The following is a 14,670-nucleotide window of genomic DNA, read 5'->3' on the forward strand; positions in this document are numbered from 1 at the left end:
CACCGCGCGCCATGCCCAGCCCCGCCACGATCGCCGCCGCACAGGCCAGCGCCGCGGCGCCACCCGCGCGCCGCCGACCCGTGCCGCCGTCCCTTCCCGCCGCGCCGTTCATGGCTTCTTCTTGGCCAACCCCACGATCACGGAGGTGGTGCAATGGAAGATGGAAGATTCGTTCGACATGCACCAGTTGACGTCGTTGTGCAGGAACATCTGGTAGCCCGGCCGCTCGCGCTCGGCCGAGGCGCACATGCACTTGCCGCAGGCCGTCTTGCCGCAGCAGTCGTTGTAACTGATGAGATAGTCCTTGCCGTCCATCGGGTTGTGGCAGGTGCCGACCCACGACACCGCCGACGGCGAGGTGCCGGGCGGGCACGACGTGGTGCTGCCGCCGCAGCAAGAACACAGGAATCCATCCACCGCGCAATAGCGCCAGTAGTCGCAGGCGGTCTCGTCGGTCTGCGGCTTCCTGGCCGCCGCCGGCGCGGAACGCGCCACCGGCAACACCGGCACCAGGAAGGCGGTGCCGACCAGCACACGGCCGATGCGGTTGAGCACACTGCGCCGCGAGGTGGTATGGGCGACCGAGCGCGTGACGCGCTCGCCAAGCTTATCCAACCAGCGCATTGCCGTTCTCCTTGCGCGAAACTCGGGTTTCCTGCAACGCGCCGCCGGCCAGGAATTCCTGCACCGAGGCCACGCCCAGCTCCTTGGCCGTGAACAGACTTTCGAGTTGTTCGCGGGAATTGATCAGACCCTTGGCGCGGATCACGCCGGCCTCGTCGATCAGCACGGCATACGGCAGCTTACTGATCTGGAACTTCATGCCGAGTTCGGTCGACAGCAGGTACGGAAAGCGCTCCAGCCCCGCCTGGCGGTAGAACGCCAGGTGCTCGGGCATCTCGCCATCGCTGGCCAGCACGATGCGCAGCCAGGCGCTCTCGGTGCCGGCCACCGACTTGAGGATGGGCAGGAGCTTCTTGCACACCGGGCACGTCGGCGACAGGAAGAACAGCAACTGGCTGTGCTGGCCGCGTTCGCCGATCGTCAGGCGCCGGCCCAGCAGGTCGGCCAGCTCGAACCGGGGCGCGGCCTCGCCCACCGCCGGCCCCTTGTCCATGGTCAGCGCCCCCATCGGCGCGACGCGCTCGTACAGCACGCCGATCTGGCGCGACAGCGCCAGGATGACCAGCAGCAGGCACAGCACCACGCCCCACAGCAGAAAATTGGAAATGATCAAGGCTTCCATATCGTGTCGCTCCGTTGTTTCTAGATATGCAACTGGCGCAGCTTCAGGTGCGAGGCCAGCAGATGATTGGCGGTGAAATACAGGGCCACGGCGCTCATCGCCAGGCCGAAGACCGGGGCCGCGTCGGCCCATTGCAGGGCGCGCGAGGCGCCCTGCGCGGCGGCGAACACCGGCAGCGTCCACAGCGCCAGCAACGCGTTGCGCGCCACCATCCACCAGGACAGCCCGGCGCCACGCGCCGCTGCGCCGCGCAGGGCCGGGCCGCCGCAGCCGCAATCGATGTCACGGCGCCCGCGCGCCAGGTTGAACGCCACGCCGGCAGTGGCCAACGCCAGCACCAGCAGCGCCAGCGCGGCGCCTGCCGCGCGCAGACCGGGCGCCAGCAGCAAGGCGCCGGCCAGCGCCTCGGCCAGTACAAAGCCCCAGGCAAAGAGGCCGCCCAGGCCGGCCGGCACGATCTCATAGGCATGCACGGCCGCGTAAAAGACGGCCATGTCCTTGAGCTTTTCCAGCGCGCCCAACAGCAGCACGCAGGCCAGCGCGGCGCTGGCGGCATAGAACAGGACGGGATCGGTCATGGCGTGCCTCCCGGCTGCGGCTCGACCTGCAAGGCCGTCTCGCCCGCGCCCTGGATGGTGCCCTTGAAAACGGGCGCGGCCGGCGCCGCGTCGTAGATGTTGACGTTGCCCCCGTCGATGGTGAACAGGCGCGGCTTGTCGTCCTGCGACACCGACATCGACAGCGCGTTCCTGCCGGGAATGCGCGCCAGCCGCTTATGCGTGGCCAGGTCGAAAACCCAGATCTCGGCGGCAGGCGTCTTGTGCGAGCCCTCGGCGCCATTCGGATGCATGCCGACATACAGGCGCTTGTTGGCGCGGTTCACCGCCAGCAGGTTATAGCCGCCGGGCCGCCAGCCGCGATCCTTGCCGGAGGCATCCAGCAGCGACCAGCGCTCGCCGAAACGGGCCTCGGCGCCGCTGAAATCGGCGCTGTAGACGTTGCCGTTGTACGAGACGAAATAGAAGGTGTCGCCCAGGCGATCGGTATGCGTGAAGATGGGGTCCTTCTCGACCTCGAACATGGGCTTGCTGCGCTGTTGGCCGGACGGCTTGCCGGCGGCGTCCAGGTCGACCGTGACGAACGAGCCATCGCCGCAGATGCTGGCATAACTGCGCGGCCGCGACGGCGGCACGATGATGCTCCAGCAGCCCGCGGAAGCGGTCACTTCATCAGTGAATTTGCGCGCCTTCAGGTCGACCACCGTCACCGACGAGGCCGGCGTGGCGTTCTGCACGAACAGCAGGCCGCCGTCCGAACTCTGCTGCAGATAATTGCGGTAGTTCAGCGCCTGGGCACGCTTTTCGGGAATCGGCACCTCGTACTTTGGGGTGAGCGTCTCGGCGTCCCAGGCCTCGACCACGTCGGTGCGCTTGCCGCGATTCAGGCGCTCATAGTAGGTGGTCATGATGTAGATGTCCTTGCCGTCCGCCGACACCGTCATGTGGCCATTGAACGACGAGGGCACCAGCCCCAGGAATTTCATACTGTCGCCGTCATAGATGTTGACGCGGCTGTCGACCAGGTGGTTGAACACCGCATCCATCACGTACAACCGGTGCGGCGTGGCCGGCGGCAGGCGCGTGCCGCCCTTGAGTTCCTCGACCGGCAGGTCGGCGCGGGCGAGCCCGGCGGCAGCGGCCAGGGCCGCGCACAGCGCCCAGTTGCCGGCCCGCCTGGCCCTGCCGTTGGCAAAAAGCGCAATCATTCGATCTCTCCTGGTGTCATGTCCGTTGCTCCTAGAAGGCATAGACGTAGCGCATCTGCACGCCCCGCATGCGCGGGCCGTTCTCGACCTTGAGGTCGTGGATGTACTGCATCTGGATCTGGTTGGCGTCGTTGATCTGATGGGTCAGTTCCAGCGCCAGCTGATGGCTGCGCGCGCGGCCGGTCACGGTTTCGCCGCCGGAACGCTCGCGCCCACCGGTCTCGTAGCGGTAGCGGATGCCGGTGTAGGTATCGGGTGTGAGGTTGGTGGATGCCAGCGCGAAAAAGCGGAACGACGGGTCCTTCTTGAGCGTCTGGCTCATCCAGTCGCTGTTGCGGCCGTAGATTTCCACTTCAGCGATGGCCTCCAGGAAAGTGGATTCGCCCACGCCCTTGACGAACGAGAAATCCTGGATGGTGGACCAGCGGTGCTTGCCCGGCGAGGTGTCGGGGCGCGAACCGTCGTAGCGGCCGACCGGCACCACCACGAAGGGCTCCCACGCAAACCAGGTCTTAGTCTGCTCATTGTTGTAGAGCCAGATCGCGGAACCCAGCGTCACGTCGCCGATGCCACTCTGGCGGTCGCGCGAGGCGCCCGGCAATTCCATCGTGGTGCGCGTCATCGGCACGATGAATTCGAGCTGCACCGTCTTGCCGAAAAGTTCGCGGTAGTGCATCTGGCGGTAAATCAGCGCGTCCACGTCCACCGAGGCGCCGCCGATGCGCTGACCGGCCGAATACAGCCCGGAGGAACGCAGCCCGGCCAGATAGCCGGCGATGATATTGGTGCCCACCGGCGCGGGTATCCAGTCACGCGCGCTGGGGTCTCCGGCCGACGCCGTCTGCGCCGTGGCCAGGCACGCCAGCAGCAATGCTGCCCGCGCCCGGACCCGGCCCTTGTTCTTGCCTGCCATGCACTTCCCCTTGGTTGTGCGGCCGCCCGCGCGCCGGTATGCCCCGGCTTGTCTCGCGCGGCCGTCAGTCTAGTAAGCGATACAAACGGACTTCTTCTCCAAATACAGGTCGAGCACGGCGCGGCCATGTTCACGGCCCACGCCGGACTGCTTGAAACCGCCGAACGGCATGTTCGGATCCAGCATGTTGTGGGTGTTGATCCAGAGCGTGCCCGCGTCGATGCGCGGGATCAGCCGCTGGACCCGCGTCAGATCGTTGCTCCAGAGGCTGGCACCCAGGCCGAAGGCGCTGTCGTTGGCCAGCCGCACAGCGTCGTCCAGGGTGTCGAAGGGCTGGGCCACCACCACCGGTCCGAAAATTTCCTCGCGGGCTATGCGCGCGTCCTGCGGCAGATCGGCAAACACCGTCGGCCGCACGAAGTAACCGGCGCCCTCGCCGGCATCGCCGCCCGCCAGCAGCTTGCCGCCTTCGGCGCGGCCAATGCCGATGTAGTCCATGACCCGCCGCTGGTGGCGGGCCGACACCAGCGGCCCTAGCTGCGTGTCCGCATCGAAGCCCGACCCCAGCCGCATGCCGGCGGCCAGTTCGGCCAGCCGCGCCACCACCTTGGCATAGAGCCCCTTCTGTACATACAGCCGCGACCCGGCGGTGCAGACCTGGCCCTGGTTGAAAAAGATGGCGGCGGCCGCGCCCTGGGCGGCGGCTTCCGGGTCGCAGTCATCCAGCACAATTACCGGCGACTTGCCCCCCAGTTCCAGCGAGACCCGCTTCATGTCGTCCATGGCGGCGCGGCCGATGAGCTTGCCGACCTCGGTGGAGCCGGTGAAGGCGATCTTGTCCACGCCCGGATGCGCCACCAGCGCGGCGCCCGCGGTCTCGCCACGGCCGGTCACCACATTGACCACACCGGGCGGAAAGCCCGCCTCCAGCACCAGCTCGGCCAGGCGCAGGGCGGTCAGCGGGGTTTCCTCGGCGGGCTTGAGCACCACGGTGCAGCCGGCGGCCAGGGCCGGGGCGATCTTCCAGATCGCCATCAGCAGCGGAAAATTCCACGGGATGATGGCGGCCACCACGCCCACCGGCTGTGGCACGGTGTAGGCGCTGTATCTGACGCCCGGCGGAAACGGAATCGACAGGGACAGCGTGTCCCCGGTCAGCTTGGTGGCCCAGCCCGCCATGTAGCGCAGCCACTGCGCGCCGGCGCCGACTTCCAGTCCCTGCGCGATGCCCAGCAGCTTGCCATTGTTCAGGGTTTCGAGCCGGGCCAGTTCCTCGCCATGGCGCTCGACCAGGTCCGCCAGGTTCAGCAGCAGGCGCTCACGCCCGGCGGGCAGCATCTCGTGCCACGGCCCGACAGCGAACGCCTGGCGCGCGGCCTGCACCGCCAAGTCGATCTGGGCCGGGCCCGCGTCCAGTTGCGTCGCGATGACTTCGCCCGTGGCCGGGTCGTGGACCGCGATCGGATCGCCCTGCCCCTGACGCAGCGGCTTGCCGTCGACAATCATGTATTCGCGGATGGCGGCCAATTCCGGGCGGCCGGAGGCGCAAGCGATGGGAGGGGCGGACGGCATGCGGAAGGCTCCAACGGATAAGGTCGAGCCAGCATAGCAACGGCCCGATGCGCTGGCTTGTCCGCCCGTGCATGGCGATTTGTCCCGGTGCGCACGGCAAAAAAAAGCGGAACGCGCATTGCGTCCCGCCCTTGCCTGGCGCGCCCCGGGGCGCGACGGATCAATCCAGCATCAGCACCGTGGCGCCGGTGGTCTTGCGCCCAGCCAACGCGGTCTGGGCCTCGCCAGCCTGCTCCAGGCCGTAGCGCTGGTCGATGCGCACCTTGATCTTCTTCTTCAGCACCAGGTTGAACAGTTCGTCCGACGCGGCTTGCAGCTTTTCCAGCGTATTGACGTGCACGCCCAGCGACGGCCGGGTGACATACAGGCTGCCCTTCTGGTTGAGAATGCCCAGGTTGACGCCCGTCACCGGGCCGGAGGCATTGCCGAAGCTGACCATCAGGCCGCGCGGCTCGATGCAATCCAGCGACGTCTCCCAGGTGTCCTTGCCAACGCCGTCGTACACCACCGGCACCTTCTTGCCGCCGGTCAGTTCCAGCACCCGCTCCGCCACGTTCTCGCGCGAATAGTCGATGGTCTCCCAGGCGCCGTTGGCACGGGCCAGCTCGGCCTTCTCGGGACTGGAAACGGTGCCGATCAGCTTCACGCCCAACGCGCGCGCCCATTGGCAGGCGATCAGGCCCACGCCGCCAGCGGCCGCGTGGAACAGGATGGTTTCATGGCCCTGCAGGCGGTAGGTCTGGCGAAACAGGTACTGCACCGTCAGGCCCTTGAGCATCACGGCGGCGGCCTCATCGAAACCAATGCCCTTGGGCAGCTTGACGACCTGGTTGGCCGGCACGTTGCGGGCCTTGGCATAAGCACCAAGCGGGCTCTGGCCATAAGCGACCCGGTCACCCTTCTTGAGATGCTTGACATCGGCGCCCACCGCGGTCACCACGCCCGCGCCTTCGAAGCCCAGGCCATGCGGCAGCGGATGCGGATACAAACCCGTGCGGAAATAGATATCGATGAAATTCAAGCCGGCCGCGTGCTGGTCGATGGTGACCTCATTGGCGGCTGGCGGCGGCACTTCGACCTCCGCCAGCTTCAGGACTTCGGGACCGCCATGCTGTTCGATACGAATTGCCTTGACGAGATTGCTGGCCATACTGGCCTCCTTTCATTGGAATGTTGCGACTCAAACGGGAAAACCGGATCTCAGCGCGCGGGCGCGCTACCGCCCGGTGCGGAGGGAGGCGCCTTCGCGGCCCCGCCCCCCATCAATGCGAATACCCCGGCCAGCACCAGCGCGGTCCCGGCCAACTGCCACACCGTAATGGGCTCGTGCAGAAACCACGAGGCCAGGAACAACACCGACACCGGCCCCAGCATGCCCAGCAGCGACGCGGTCGGCGCGCCGATCAACGCCACCGCCCACATCAGCATGAAGACAGGCACCACCGTATTCAGGGTGGCATGGATGATCGAATAGCCATACACGCCCATCGGCTGGACCAGCACCGCAGCCGGGTGCACCACGAAGAACTGCACGATGCAGGCCACGCACGACACCAGCATGGCATATGCCACCAGCCGGGTGGGTCCGATGCGCTTGATCAGCTCTCCCGAACAGATCAGGTAAACAGAATAGCTGAGCGCCGAACCGAACACGAACAAAGACCCTGACAGCACCTCGACGGAACCGCCGAAGCTCAGGTCATGGGCGAACACCAGCACCACGCCGGCATAAGACAGGGTCATCGCCAGCCATTGACGCCGCTCGACCGGACGCCGGAACCAGAACGCGGAAATCAGCACCACCAGCGAGGGCGACAGGAACAGGATCAGCCGTTCCAGGCTGGCGGTGATATAGCGCAAGCCGAGAAAGTCCAGAAAGCTGGACAGGTAATACCCCAGCAGGCCGAGCAGGCAGACCTGGACGCGCTCTTTCCAGGTCATGACGACAATCTCGCCGCGCGCCGCCAGGCGCGACTGATGCCAGGCCACCGCCGCGAAGAAGGGCATGGCGAACAACATGCGAAAGGCAATCAGGGTGACCGCGTCGATACCATAACGGTAGGTGAACTTGACGACGATGGCCTTGGCCGAGAACAGGATGGCGCCAAGCGCGGCCATGAGGAATCCGGCCACACGGCTGGAGGGGCGGGAGACCGGCAAAAACCTGGCGATTCGATTCATGCGATGATTTTAGATTCGGCGCAACGGGATGTGCACGCCCGCCGCGCGCTTTTTTAGCCCCTGGCGCATCCCGCCGCCCTCGCCTGCCCTTTGCCCCTCGCGTATGACCCGACACCGCGCTCTGACTTATATCCACGTGGCCGCCGTCCTGTTCGGCCTGACCGGCGTATTCGGAGAACTGATCCAGGCCAGCGCGGCGGTCATCACCCTGGGACGGGCGGTCTTCGCCGTGCTCTCGCTGGGCCTGTTCGCCCGCATGCGCCGCCGTCCGCTGCTCGGCGCGCTGACGCCGGCCCAATTGTTCGTGCTGGTGGTGGCCGGCGCCTTGCTCGCGGCGCATTGGGTCACCTTCTTCATTTCGGTGAAGGTGGGCGGCATTGCCATCGCCACGCTCGGCTTTGCCAGCTTTCCGGCATTCATCACCCTGTTCGAAGGGCTGATCTTCCGCGAACGGGTGCGCCTGGCCGAATGGCTGCTGCTGGGCCTGGTCACCGCGGGCCTGGTGCTGGTCACGCCCTCCTTCGACCTGGCCGACCAAGGCACCATCGGGCTGGCCTGGGGCCTGCTGTCCGGCCTGACCTTTGCCCTGCTGGCCCTGAGCAACCGCCGCTCAGCCTCGGGCATGGATCCGATGCAGGTGGCCTGCTGGCAAAACCTGGTGGTGGCGCTGGTGATGCTGCCGTTCGCAGTGGGCCAGTTGCCCACTCTGCCCGCCCTGGACTGGCTCTGGCTGGCGCTGCTGGGCGTGTTCTGCACCGGCCTGTCGCATTTCCTTTTCGTCTCCAGCCTGACGCGCCTGAATGCCCGCAGCGCCGGCCTGGTCATCGCGCTGGAACCGGTCTACGCCATCGCGTTCGCCTGGATCCTGTTCAGCCAGCAGCCCACGTTGCGCATGATGGCCGGTGCGGCGCTGATCGTGGCGGCCATTGTCTGGTCCGGGTTGCGCAAGGCGCCCGCCCTGCCCGGCGAGCCGAAGAAACAGCCTTGACAATTACTGCCTAGGCAATAAAATAGGCCACATGAATGCCCCGCCACGCCCTGAATCCTCTGAAAATCCGGTCCATTATCGCGGCGATACCCGCTGCATGATGGAAGACAATGCCGGCTACCTGATCAAGCTCGTCGCCAATTCCCTGAACCGGATGCTGGACCAGGAAATGGCCCCCCTCGATCTCACCGCCATGCAATGGCGCCCGATCGCGATGGTCTCGCTGGGCCGCGCCGACACGCCCGCCGAACTGGCGCGGCTCAACGGTGTCGACACCGGCGCCATGACCCGCACGCTCGACCGCCTCGAGGCCAAAGGCCTGCTGCGCCGCGCCCGCAACCAGCTCGACCGCCGCGTCGTGAAGATCGAACTGACGGAACTGGGCGAAACCAAGGCGCGCGAAATCCCGCCCAACATCGCCCGTGTGCTGAACCACCATCTGCGGGGCTTCTCCACCGATGAAGTCACGCAACTGATGCACTTGCTGCGCCGCATGATCGCCAACGGTTCCGCCTCGGCCCCCGAACGCTGACGACGCCCGTCCCCTGCATCAGGGGATTTTATTTGACATAATATTTGCCTAGGCAAATACAGATTAATCAATTACTTTCAGCAGATTGTCAGGATGAAACGCCTTCTTTCTACCGCATTAGTATTGGCCTTGAGCGGTTGCGCCCTGATGGAACCCGGTCCGGAACCGGCGACCGCCCTGAATGAAACCAAGCTGGGCCTGACCGGACAGGCCGTCACCTGGCCCGACACGCAATGGTGGCAGCGCTACGGCGACAGCCAGCTCAACGCCCTGATGGACGAGGCGCTGGCGAACAGCCCCTCCATGACCGCCGCACAGGCGCGCCTGGCCAAGGCCAACGCCGCGGTCAGCACGGCGCGCGCCCCATTGATGCCGCGCGTGGACGCCAACTACACGCTCAATCGCGAGCACCTGTCCAGCGATTACATCTATCCCGCCCCGCTGGGCGGTTCGGTCGTCAGCGACAACCGGCTGGCGCTGGACTTCAGCTACGAGCTGGATTTCTGGGGCAAGAACCGCTCGCGCCTGAAGGCCGCCGTCTCGCAGCAGGCCGCCGCCGCAGCCGACGCCCAGGCCGCGCGCAACGTGCTGGCCAGCGCCACCGTGCGCGCCTATCTCAATCTGCAGGACGCTTTCGCGCAGCGCGATGTCCTCAAGCGCGTGCTGACCCAGCGCGAGGAAGTGCTGGCGCTGACGCGCGGCCGCTATTCCGCCGGCCTGGATACCCAGGTCGAAGTCAAGCAGGCCGAATCGTCGCTGGCGGCCGGCCAGGTCGAACTGACCCAGACCGAGACCACGCTGGCGCAATTGCGCAATCAGGTCGCGGCGCTGGCCGGCGCCGGGCCGCAGCGCGGCCAATCGCTGGTGGCCACGCCCCTGACGGCGCCGGCCGGCACGGTGCCCGCCAGCGTGCCGCTGGCGCTGCTGGGCCACCGCCCGGACGTGGTCGCGGCGCGCTGGCGCGCCGAGGCCGCCCGCCACCAGATCGACAGCGCCCGCGCCGAGTTCTATCCCAACATCAACCTGGTGGCCTTCGCCGGTTTCCAGGCGATCGGCACCGGCAACCTGCTCGGCGCCGCCGCCCGCACCGCCGGCATCGGCCCGGCCGTGACCCTGCCGATCTTCCACGGTGGCGAACTGAACGCCAACCTGGCCAGCCGCCGCGCCGACGCCGACCTGGCCGTCTCCGACTACAACCAGACCGTGCTGGACGCCGTGCATCAGGTTGCCGACGCGCTCGACGGCCTGCGCCTGCTGGAACAGGAACGAGCGCAGCAGCGCCAGGCGCGCGAAGCCATCGAGGCGGCCTACGAACTGGCCGTCAACCGCTACAAGGCCGGCATGGGCAACTACCTGACCGTGCTGATCGCGCAGACCGGGGTGCTGACCCAGGCCCGGCTCGACACCGACCTGCGCATCCGCGCCTACCAGCTCGACGCCAACCTGGCCACCGCCCTGGGCGGCGGCTATGCGCCCGCCCCCGCGCAACCGTCCGCGCCCGCCACGAACTCCACTCATTGAACGCTCCGGATTCAGACGTCATGAACGCAGCCACTCCCACGACCAATCCCGCCCGCAAACGCCTGCTGCTGATCGCCACCGGCGTTTTCATCCTCGTCGCGATCGCCTACGGCATCTGGTGGATCCTGTTCGGCGCCCACTTCGAAAGCACCGACGACGCCTACGTGCACGGCAACCTGGTGCAGATCACCCCGCAGGTGCCGGGCACCGTGGTGGCCATCGAAGCCGACGACACCGAGACCGTCACCGCCGGCCAGCCGCTGGTGCGCCTGGATCCGGCCGACACGCAGGTTGCCCTGCAGCAGGCCGAGGCCAAGCTGGCGCAGACCGTGCGCCAAGTCCGCACCTACTACGTCCAGAACGACGCGCTGGCCGCCGAAGTCGACCTGCGCAACGCTGACATCCTGCGTGCCCAGGCCGAACTGACCCGCGCCCAGAGCGACGTCACCCGACGCCAGCAACTGGCCAAGTCCGGCGGCGTCAGCGGCGAGGAAATCCTGCACGCCGAGGCGGCGCTCAAGAGCGCACAATCCGGCCTGGCGCAGGCGCGCGCGGCGCTGGCCGCCGCACGCGCCAAGCTGGCCACCAACCAGGCCCTGACTCAGGGCACCACGGTGGCCGACCACCCCGATGTGCGCCAGGCCATGGCTGGCCTGCGCAACGCCTGGCTGGCGCAATCGCGCACGGTGTTGCCGGCGCCCGTCGGCGGCGTCATCGCCCGCCGCAGCGTGCAGGTGGGCCAGCGCGTGGCCCCCGGCGCCGCGCTCATGACGGTGGTGCCGCTGGACCAGGTCTGGGTCGAAGCCAACTTCAAGGAAGGCCAGTTGCGCAAGATGCGCGTCGGCCAGCCGGTCAAGATGGTCGCCGATCTTTACGGCAGTTCGGTCACTTACCACGGCACCGTCGAGGGCCTGGATGCCGGCACCGGCAGCGCCTTCGCCCTGCTGCCGGCGCAGAACGCCACCGGCAACTGGATCAAGGTGGTGCAGCGCGTGCCCGTGCGCATCAAACTCGACCCTGCGGACCTGAAGGCGCATCCGCTGCGCGTGGGCCTGTCGATGGATGTGGAAGTCGACGTTGGCAAGCAGGAAGGCGAAACCCTGGCGGCCGCGGCCCGCAAGGAACCCGCCTGGTCGACGCGCGCCTTCGAGCCGGCCCATGACGAGGTCGACGCCATGATCCAGAAGATCATCCAGGCCAACCTCGCGTCCGACGAATTCAGTCCGCAGGCGGCCACCGCGTCCGTGGCCAAAGCGGGCGCGGCGCGCGGCGCCAGGTAAGGGAGGGCTCCCATGAGCACCACCGCGCAGCCCGCGGCCGGCGGCGGTCCCGCCGAACCCACCGTCCTCCCGCCGGGCACCTACCCGCCACTGGAAGGCGCGACCCGCATCATCGGATCGATCGCGCTGTCCACGGCGGTGTTCATGAACGTGCTGGACACCTCCATCGCGAACGTGTCCATCCCTACGATCTCCGGCGACCTCGGCGTCAGTTCCAGCCAGGGCACCTGGGTCATCACCTCGTTCGCCGTGGCCAACGCCATCACCGTGCCCCTGACCGGTTGGCTGACACAGCGTTTCGGCCAGGTGCGGCTGTTCCTGATCTCCACTCTGCTGTTCGTGCTGGCCTCATGGCTGTGCGGCTTCTCGCCGTCGCTCGAAGCCCTGATCGCCTTCCGCGTGCTGCAGGGCGCGGTGGCGGGCCCGATGATTCCGCTGTCGCAGACCCTGATGCTGGCCAGCTTCCCCAAGACCAAGGCGGGCATGGCGCTGGCGGTCTGGTCCATGACGACCCTGGTGGCGCCCGTAGCCGGCCCCTTGCTGGGCGGCTGGATCTCCGACAACTACACCTGGCCGTGGATCTTCTACATCAACGTGCCGGTCGGCCTGCTGGCGGCCTGGATCAGCTGGCGCATCTACGGCAAGCGTGAATCGCTGACCCGCAAGCTGCCGATCGACAAGCTCGGCCTGGTACTGCTGGTGATCTGGGTCGGCGCGTTGCAGATCATGCTCGACAAGGGCAAGGAACTGGACTGGTTCGCCAGCCCCACCATCATCGCGCTGGCCGCCATCGCCTTCGTCGCCTTCGTTTTCTTCCTGATCTGGGAATTGACCGACGCGCATCCGGTGGTCGACCTGCGCCTGTTCAAGGAGCGCAACTTCACGGTCGGCGCGTTGACCCTGGCCGTGGCCTACGGCGTGTTCTTCGGCAACGTGGTGCTGCTGCCGCTCTGGTTGCAGAGCTACATGGGCTACACGGCCACCTACGCCGGCATGGTGACCGCGCCGGTGGGCCTGCTGGCGATCCTGCTCACGCCCATCGTCGGCAAGATGCTGGCCACGCGCGATCCGCGCCAGATTGTCACCGTGGCGTTCCTGATCTTCGCGCTGGTGTGCTTCATGCGGTCCGGCTTCAACACGCAGACCGACGTGCGCACGCTGATGATCCCCACCATCATCCAGGGCGCGGCAATGGCGGCATTCTTCGTGCCGCTGACCTCGATCACTCTGTCCAGCATCGAACCCTGGCGCATCCCGGCCGCCTCGGGCCTGTCGAACTTCCTGCGCCTGACCGCCGGCGCTTTCGGCACTTCGATCGCGACCACCTTGTGGGAAAACCGCGCCACCCTGCACCACGCCCAGCTGACCGAGGTCGCCAAGCCCGGCCAGCAAGCGTTCGACCAGACCCTGAACGCACTGCAGAACGGCGTCGGCATGTCGCACCAGCAGGCGCTGACCACGGTCGACCGACTGATCAACGCGCAAGCGTTCACCATGTCGGCGGTGGACGTGTTCTATGCGTCGGCGGTCATCTTCCTGCTGCTGACCGGCCTGGTGTGGTTCGCGCGGCCGCGCTCGGCCAAGGCGGGCGGTGGCGGCGCCGCGGAAGCGGCGGCTGGCGCTCACTGACGACGCCAATGCAAGGCGCCGCCCCAAAGGCGGCTGCCGGCCCACGAAAGGGCCGGCGCTAGCCGGGCCTTGTCAATCCTTCAGCAAGGCATGCCAGTCCTGCCGCTCGATCACCTCGGGCGGCAAGGCGCTGACCGGTGACAGGTTGATCACCGAGACGCCGCGGCTGCGCCACTGAGGCGCCGCGAAACGGAACGACGGCTCGATGAGCCGCGCGAAATTGCGCGCCAGCCGGCTGGCCTGCGGCGTGGAGCCTTCATCGTAAAAACGCATGCCATGCTGCAGGTTCAGGTCCAGGCCGTGCAAATAGACCTTGCGCGCGCCGCCGGAGATCAAGACCTGCAACGCGACATAGGCCACCGTATCGGCATCGAATACCCCCAGCGAGGCATCGAAGCTGAAGCCCAATCCCTGCTTCGCATCCAGCAGTTGCAGATCGGGCGAGGCCGCCACCATGCGCTTGAGCACGGCCGGCGCCGCGCTACGCTGGTAGGCACGTTCGGAAATCAATTCGACGATGCAGATGCGGCAGCGAATCAGTTCCTGCGGAATCCCCTGCATGATGTATCGCAGCACCTCCGGCAACACGTACAGCGTCAAGTCACAGGCGACGATCTCGCGCACCAGGTCGATGCGATCCCGCACGAAGTTCTGGTCAATGATGCAGTAATACTTGAACGGCACCTTGAACTTGTGCCTGAGCGCAATCGAGCCGTTCACGCCCATCGCCGCGCCGACGGCCAGACGGTCGTACGGAATCTCGGCGATCGATGGACCGCTCAGGATCAGATGCACCTCGCGGTCGTCGGGGTCGTACCCCTGCTCCAGCGGCGTGATGGGCTGCGTGCGGCCGAACGCCCGGAAACTACAGATCACCCCCCGCCGGATTGCGCCAGATCCGCACGAACGGCCACAGATGCTGGTTGTGCCGTTGCGTGCGCGAACGCAGCATGCGAAACAGCTTGCGGGCGAACCGGTCGGCGCGGCCTCCCCCCACCGGTGTCGGCGGCGAGGAAGCGACCGAGTCGACCATGTCTTCGGCC

At 67.0% G+C, this 14,670-nt stretch carries 15 protein-coding genes; 5 read left to right on the plus strand and 10 right to left on the minus strand.

All coding sequences use genetic code 11. The features are described from left to right. Window positions 1–108 precede the first annotated feature (108 nt). From HV701_RS24660 to HV701_RS24695, 8 genes are all read right to left on the minus strand, one after another. On the minus strand, window positions 109–624 hold the full coding sequence (locus HV701_RS24660; protein WP_175135632.1) for a methylamine dehydrogenase light chain: 516 nt from the start codon (window positions 622–624) through the stop codon (window positions 109–111). Continuing rightward, entirely contained in the window at window positions 608–1,246 is a 639-nt protein-coding gene (mauD, locus tag HV701_RS24665) for a methylamine dehydrogenase accessory protein MauD (protein WP_175135633.1), read from the minus strand. Before mauD ends, HV701_RS24660 begins: the two co-directional genes overlap by 17 nt. A 20-nt stretch (window positions 1,247–1,266) precedes the next feature. Further along, complete coding sequence (locus HV701_RS24670) at window positions 1,267–1,824, minus strand: MauE/DoxX family redox-associated membrane protein (protein WP_175135634.1); 558 nt, start codon at window positions 1,822–1,824, stop codon at window positions 1,267–1,269. Continuing rightward, window positions 1,821–3,011: an amine dehydrogenase large subunit gene (locus HV701_RS24675; RefSeq protein WP_175135635.1), complete on the minus strand. Its 1,191-nt coding sequence runs from the start codon at window positions 3,009–3,011 to the stop codon at window positions 1,821–1,823. The genes HV701_RS24670 and HV701_RS24675 overlap by 4 nt, the downstream gene beginning before the upstream one ends. Before the next feature lie 31 nt (window positions 3,012–3,042). Beyond that, window positions 3,043–3,924, minus strand: coding sequence for a transporter (locus HV701_RS24680; protein ID WP_175135636.1), 882 nt, complete (start codon window positions 3,922–3,924; stop codon window positions 3,043–3,045). Between the two features lie 69 nt (window positions 3,925–3,993). Continuing rightward, entirely contained in the window at window positions 3,994–5,496 is a 1,503-nt protein-coding gene (gene styD, locus HV701_RS24685; RefSeq protein WP_175135637.1) for a phenylacetaldehyde dehydrogenase StyD, read from the minus strand. Between the two features lie 160 nt (window positions 5,497–5,656). Then, window positions 5,657–6,646, minus strand: a complete 990-nt coding sequence (locus HV701_RS24690; protein ID WP_175135638.1) for a quinone oxidoreductase family protein — start codon at window positions 6,644–6,646, stop codon at window positions 5,657–5,659. Between the two features lie 50 nt (window positions 6,647–6,696). After that, window positions 6,697–7,677, minus strand: a complete 981-nt coding sequence (locus HV701_RS24695) for a DMT family transporter (RefSeq protein WP_175135639.1) — start codon at window positions 7,675–7,677, stop codon at window positions 6,697–6,699. A gap of 103 nt (window positions 7,678–7,780) precedes the next feature. On the opposite strand from HV701_RS24695, the gene HV701_RS24700 reads away from it, so the two are divergent. The 5 genes from HV701_RS24700 (at window position 7,781) to HV701_RS24720 (ending at window position 13,627) form a co-directional block, all read left to right on the plus strand. Beyond that, window positions 7,781–8,665, plus strand: coding sequence for a DMT family transporter (locus tag HV701_RS24700; protein ID WP_175135640.1), 885 nt, complete (start codon window positions 7,781–7,783; stop codon window positions 8,663–8,665). A 31-nt stretch (window positions 8,666–8,696) separates the two neighbouring features. Further along, window positions 8,697–9,197, plus strand: coding sequence for a MarR family winged helix-turn-helix transcriptional regulator (locus tag HV701_RS24705; protein WP_175135641.1), 501 nt, complete (start codon window positions 8,697–8,699; stop codon window positions 9,195–9,197). A gap of 93 nt (window positions 9,198–9,290) precedes the next feature. Then, window positions 9,291–10,718, plus strand: a complete 1,428-nt coding sequence (locus tag HV701_RS24710; RefSeq protein ID WP_175135642.1) for an efflux transporter outer membrane subunit — start codon at window positions 9,291–9,293, stop codon at window positions 10,716–10,718. A 20-nt stretch (window positions 10,719–10,738) separates the two neighbouring features. Then, window positions 10,739–11,998 carry an HlyD/EmrA/EmrK family protein gene (locus tag HV701_RS24715; protein WP_175135643.1) on the plus strand — a complete coding sequence of 420 codons (1,260 nt, stop codon included), beginning with the start codon at window positions 10,739–10,741 and terminating at the stop codon, window positions 11,996–11,998. Window positions 11,999–12,010: 12 nt separating this feature from the next. Then, a complete protein-coding gene (locus HV701_RS24720) occupies window positions 12,011–13,627 on the plus strand; it encodes a DHA2 family efflux MFS transporter permease subunit (RefSeq protein WP_175135644.1) in 1,617 nt (538 codons plus the stop codon). Between the two features lie 72 nt (window positions 13,628–13,699). Here HV701_RS24720 and HV701_RS24725 read toward each other — a convergent pair whose 3' ends face one another. Beyond that, the gene (locus HV701_RS24725; RefSeq protein ID WP_254595241.1) at window positions 13,700–14,503 is read right to left on the minus strand and encodes a hypothetical protein; all 804 of its coding nucleotides are present in this window, start codon (window positions 14,501–14,503) and stop codon (window positions 13,700–13,702) included. Then, window positions 14,493–14,660, minus strand: coding sequence for a hypothetical protein (locus tag HV701_RS26885; RefSeq protein ID WP_254595242.1), 168 nt, complete (start codon window positions 14,658–14,660; stop codon window positions 14,493–14,495). The genes HV701_RS24725 and HV701_RS26885 overlap by 11 nt, the downstream gene beginning before the upstream one ends. Window positions 14,661–14,670: the final 10 nt, after the last annotated feature.

The organism is Achromobacter pulmonis, assembly GCF_902859765.1.
Lineage (GTDB): Bacteria > Pseudomonadota > Gammaproteobacteria > Burkholderiales > Burkholderiaceae_B > Achromobacter > Achromobacter pulmonis.

Bases quoted from the DNA above. Each gene is read 5' to 3' on its own strand.
- mauD (WP_175135633.1), bottom strand. From the start codon at position 1,246: ATGGAAGCCTTGATCATTTCCAATTTTCTGCTGTGGGGCGTGGTGCTG.
- HV701_RS24675 (WP_175135635.1), bottom strand. From the start codon at position 3,011: ATGATTGCGCTTTTTGCCAACGGCAGGGCCAGGCGGGCCGGCAACTGG.
- HV701_RS24710 (WP_175135642.1), top strand. From the start codon at position 9,291: ATGAAACGCCTTCTTTCTACCGCATTAGTATTGGCCTTGAGCGGTTGC.
- HV701_RS24700 (WP_175135640.1), top strand. From the start codon at position 7,781: ATGACCCGACACCGCGCTCTGACTTATATCCACGTGGCCGCCGTCCTG.
- HV701_RS26885 (WP_254595242.1), bottom strand. From the start codon at position 14,660: ATGGTCGACTCGGTCGCTTCCTCGCCGCCGACACCGGTGGGGGGAGGC.
- HV701_RS24660 (WP_175135632.1), bottom strand. From the start codon at position 624: ATGCGCTGGTTGGATAAGCTTGGCGAGCGCGTCACGCGCTCGGTCGCC.
- styD (WP_175135637.1), bottom strand. From the start codon at position 5,496: ATGCCGTCCGCCCCTCCCATCGCTTGCGCCTCCGGCCGCCCGGAATTG.
- HV701_RS24705 (WP_175135641.1), top strand. From the start codon at position 8,697: ATGAATGCCCCGCCACGCCCTGAATCCTCTGAAAATCCGGTCCATTAT.
- HV701_RS24680 (WP_175135636.1), bottom strand. From the start codon at position 3,924: ATGGCAGGCAAGAACAAGGGCCGGGTCCGGGCGCGGGCAGCATTGCTG.
- HV701_RS24670 (WP_175135634.1), bottom strand. From the start codon at position 1,824: ATGACCGATCCCGTCCTGTTCTATGCCGCCAGCGCCGCGCTGGCCTGC.
- HV701_RS24720 (WP_175135644.1), top strand. From the start codon at position 12,011: ATGAGCACCACCGCGCAGCCCGCGGCCGGCGGCGGTCCCGCCGAACCC.
- HV701_RS24690 (WP_175135638.1), bottom strand. From the start codon at position 6,646: ATGGCCAGCAATCTCGTCAAGGCAATTCGTATCGAACAGCATGGCGGT.
- HV701_RS24695 (WP_175135639.1), bottom strand. From the start codon at position 7,677: ATGAATCGAATCGCCAGGTTTTTGCCGGTCTCCCGCCCCTCCAGCCGT.
- HV701_RS24715 (WP_175135643.1), top strand. From the start codon at position 10,739: ATGAACGCAGCCACTCCCACGACCAATCCCGCCCGCAAACGCCTGCTG.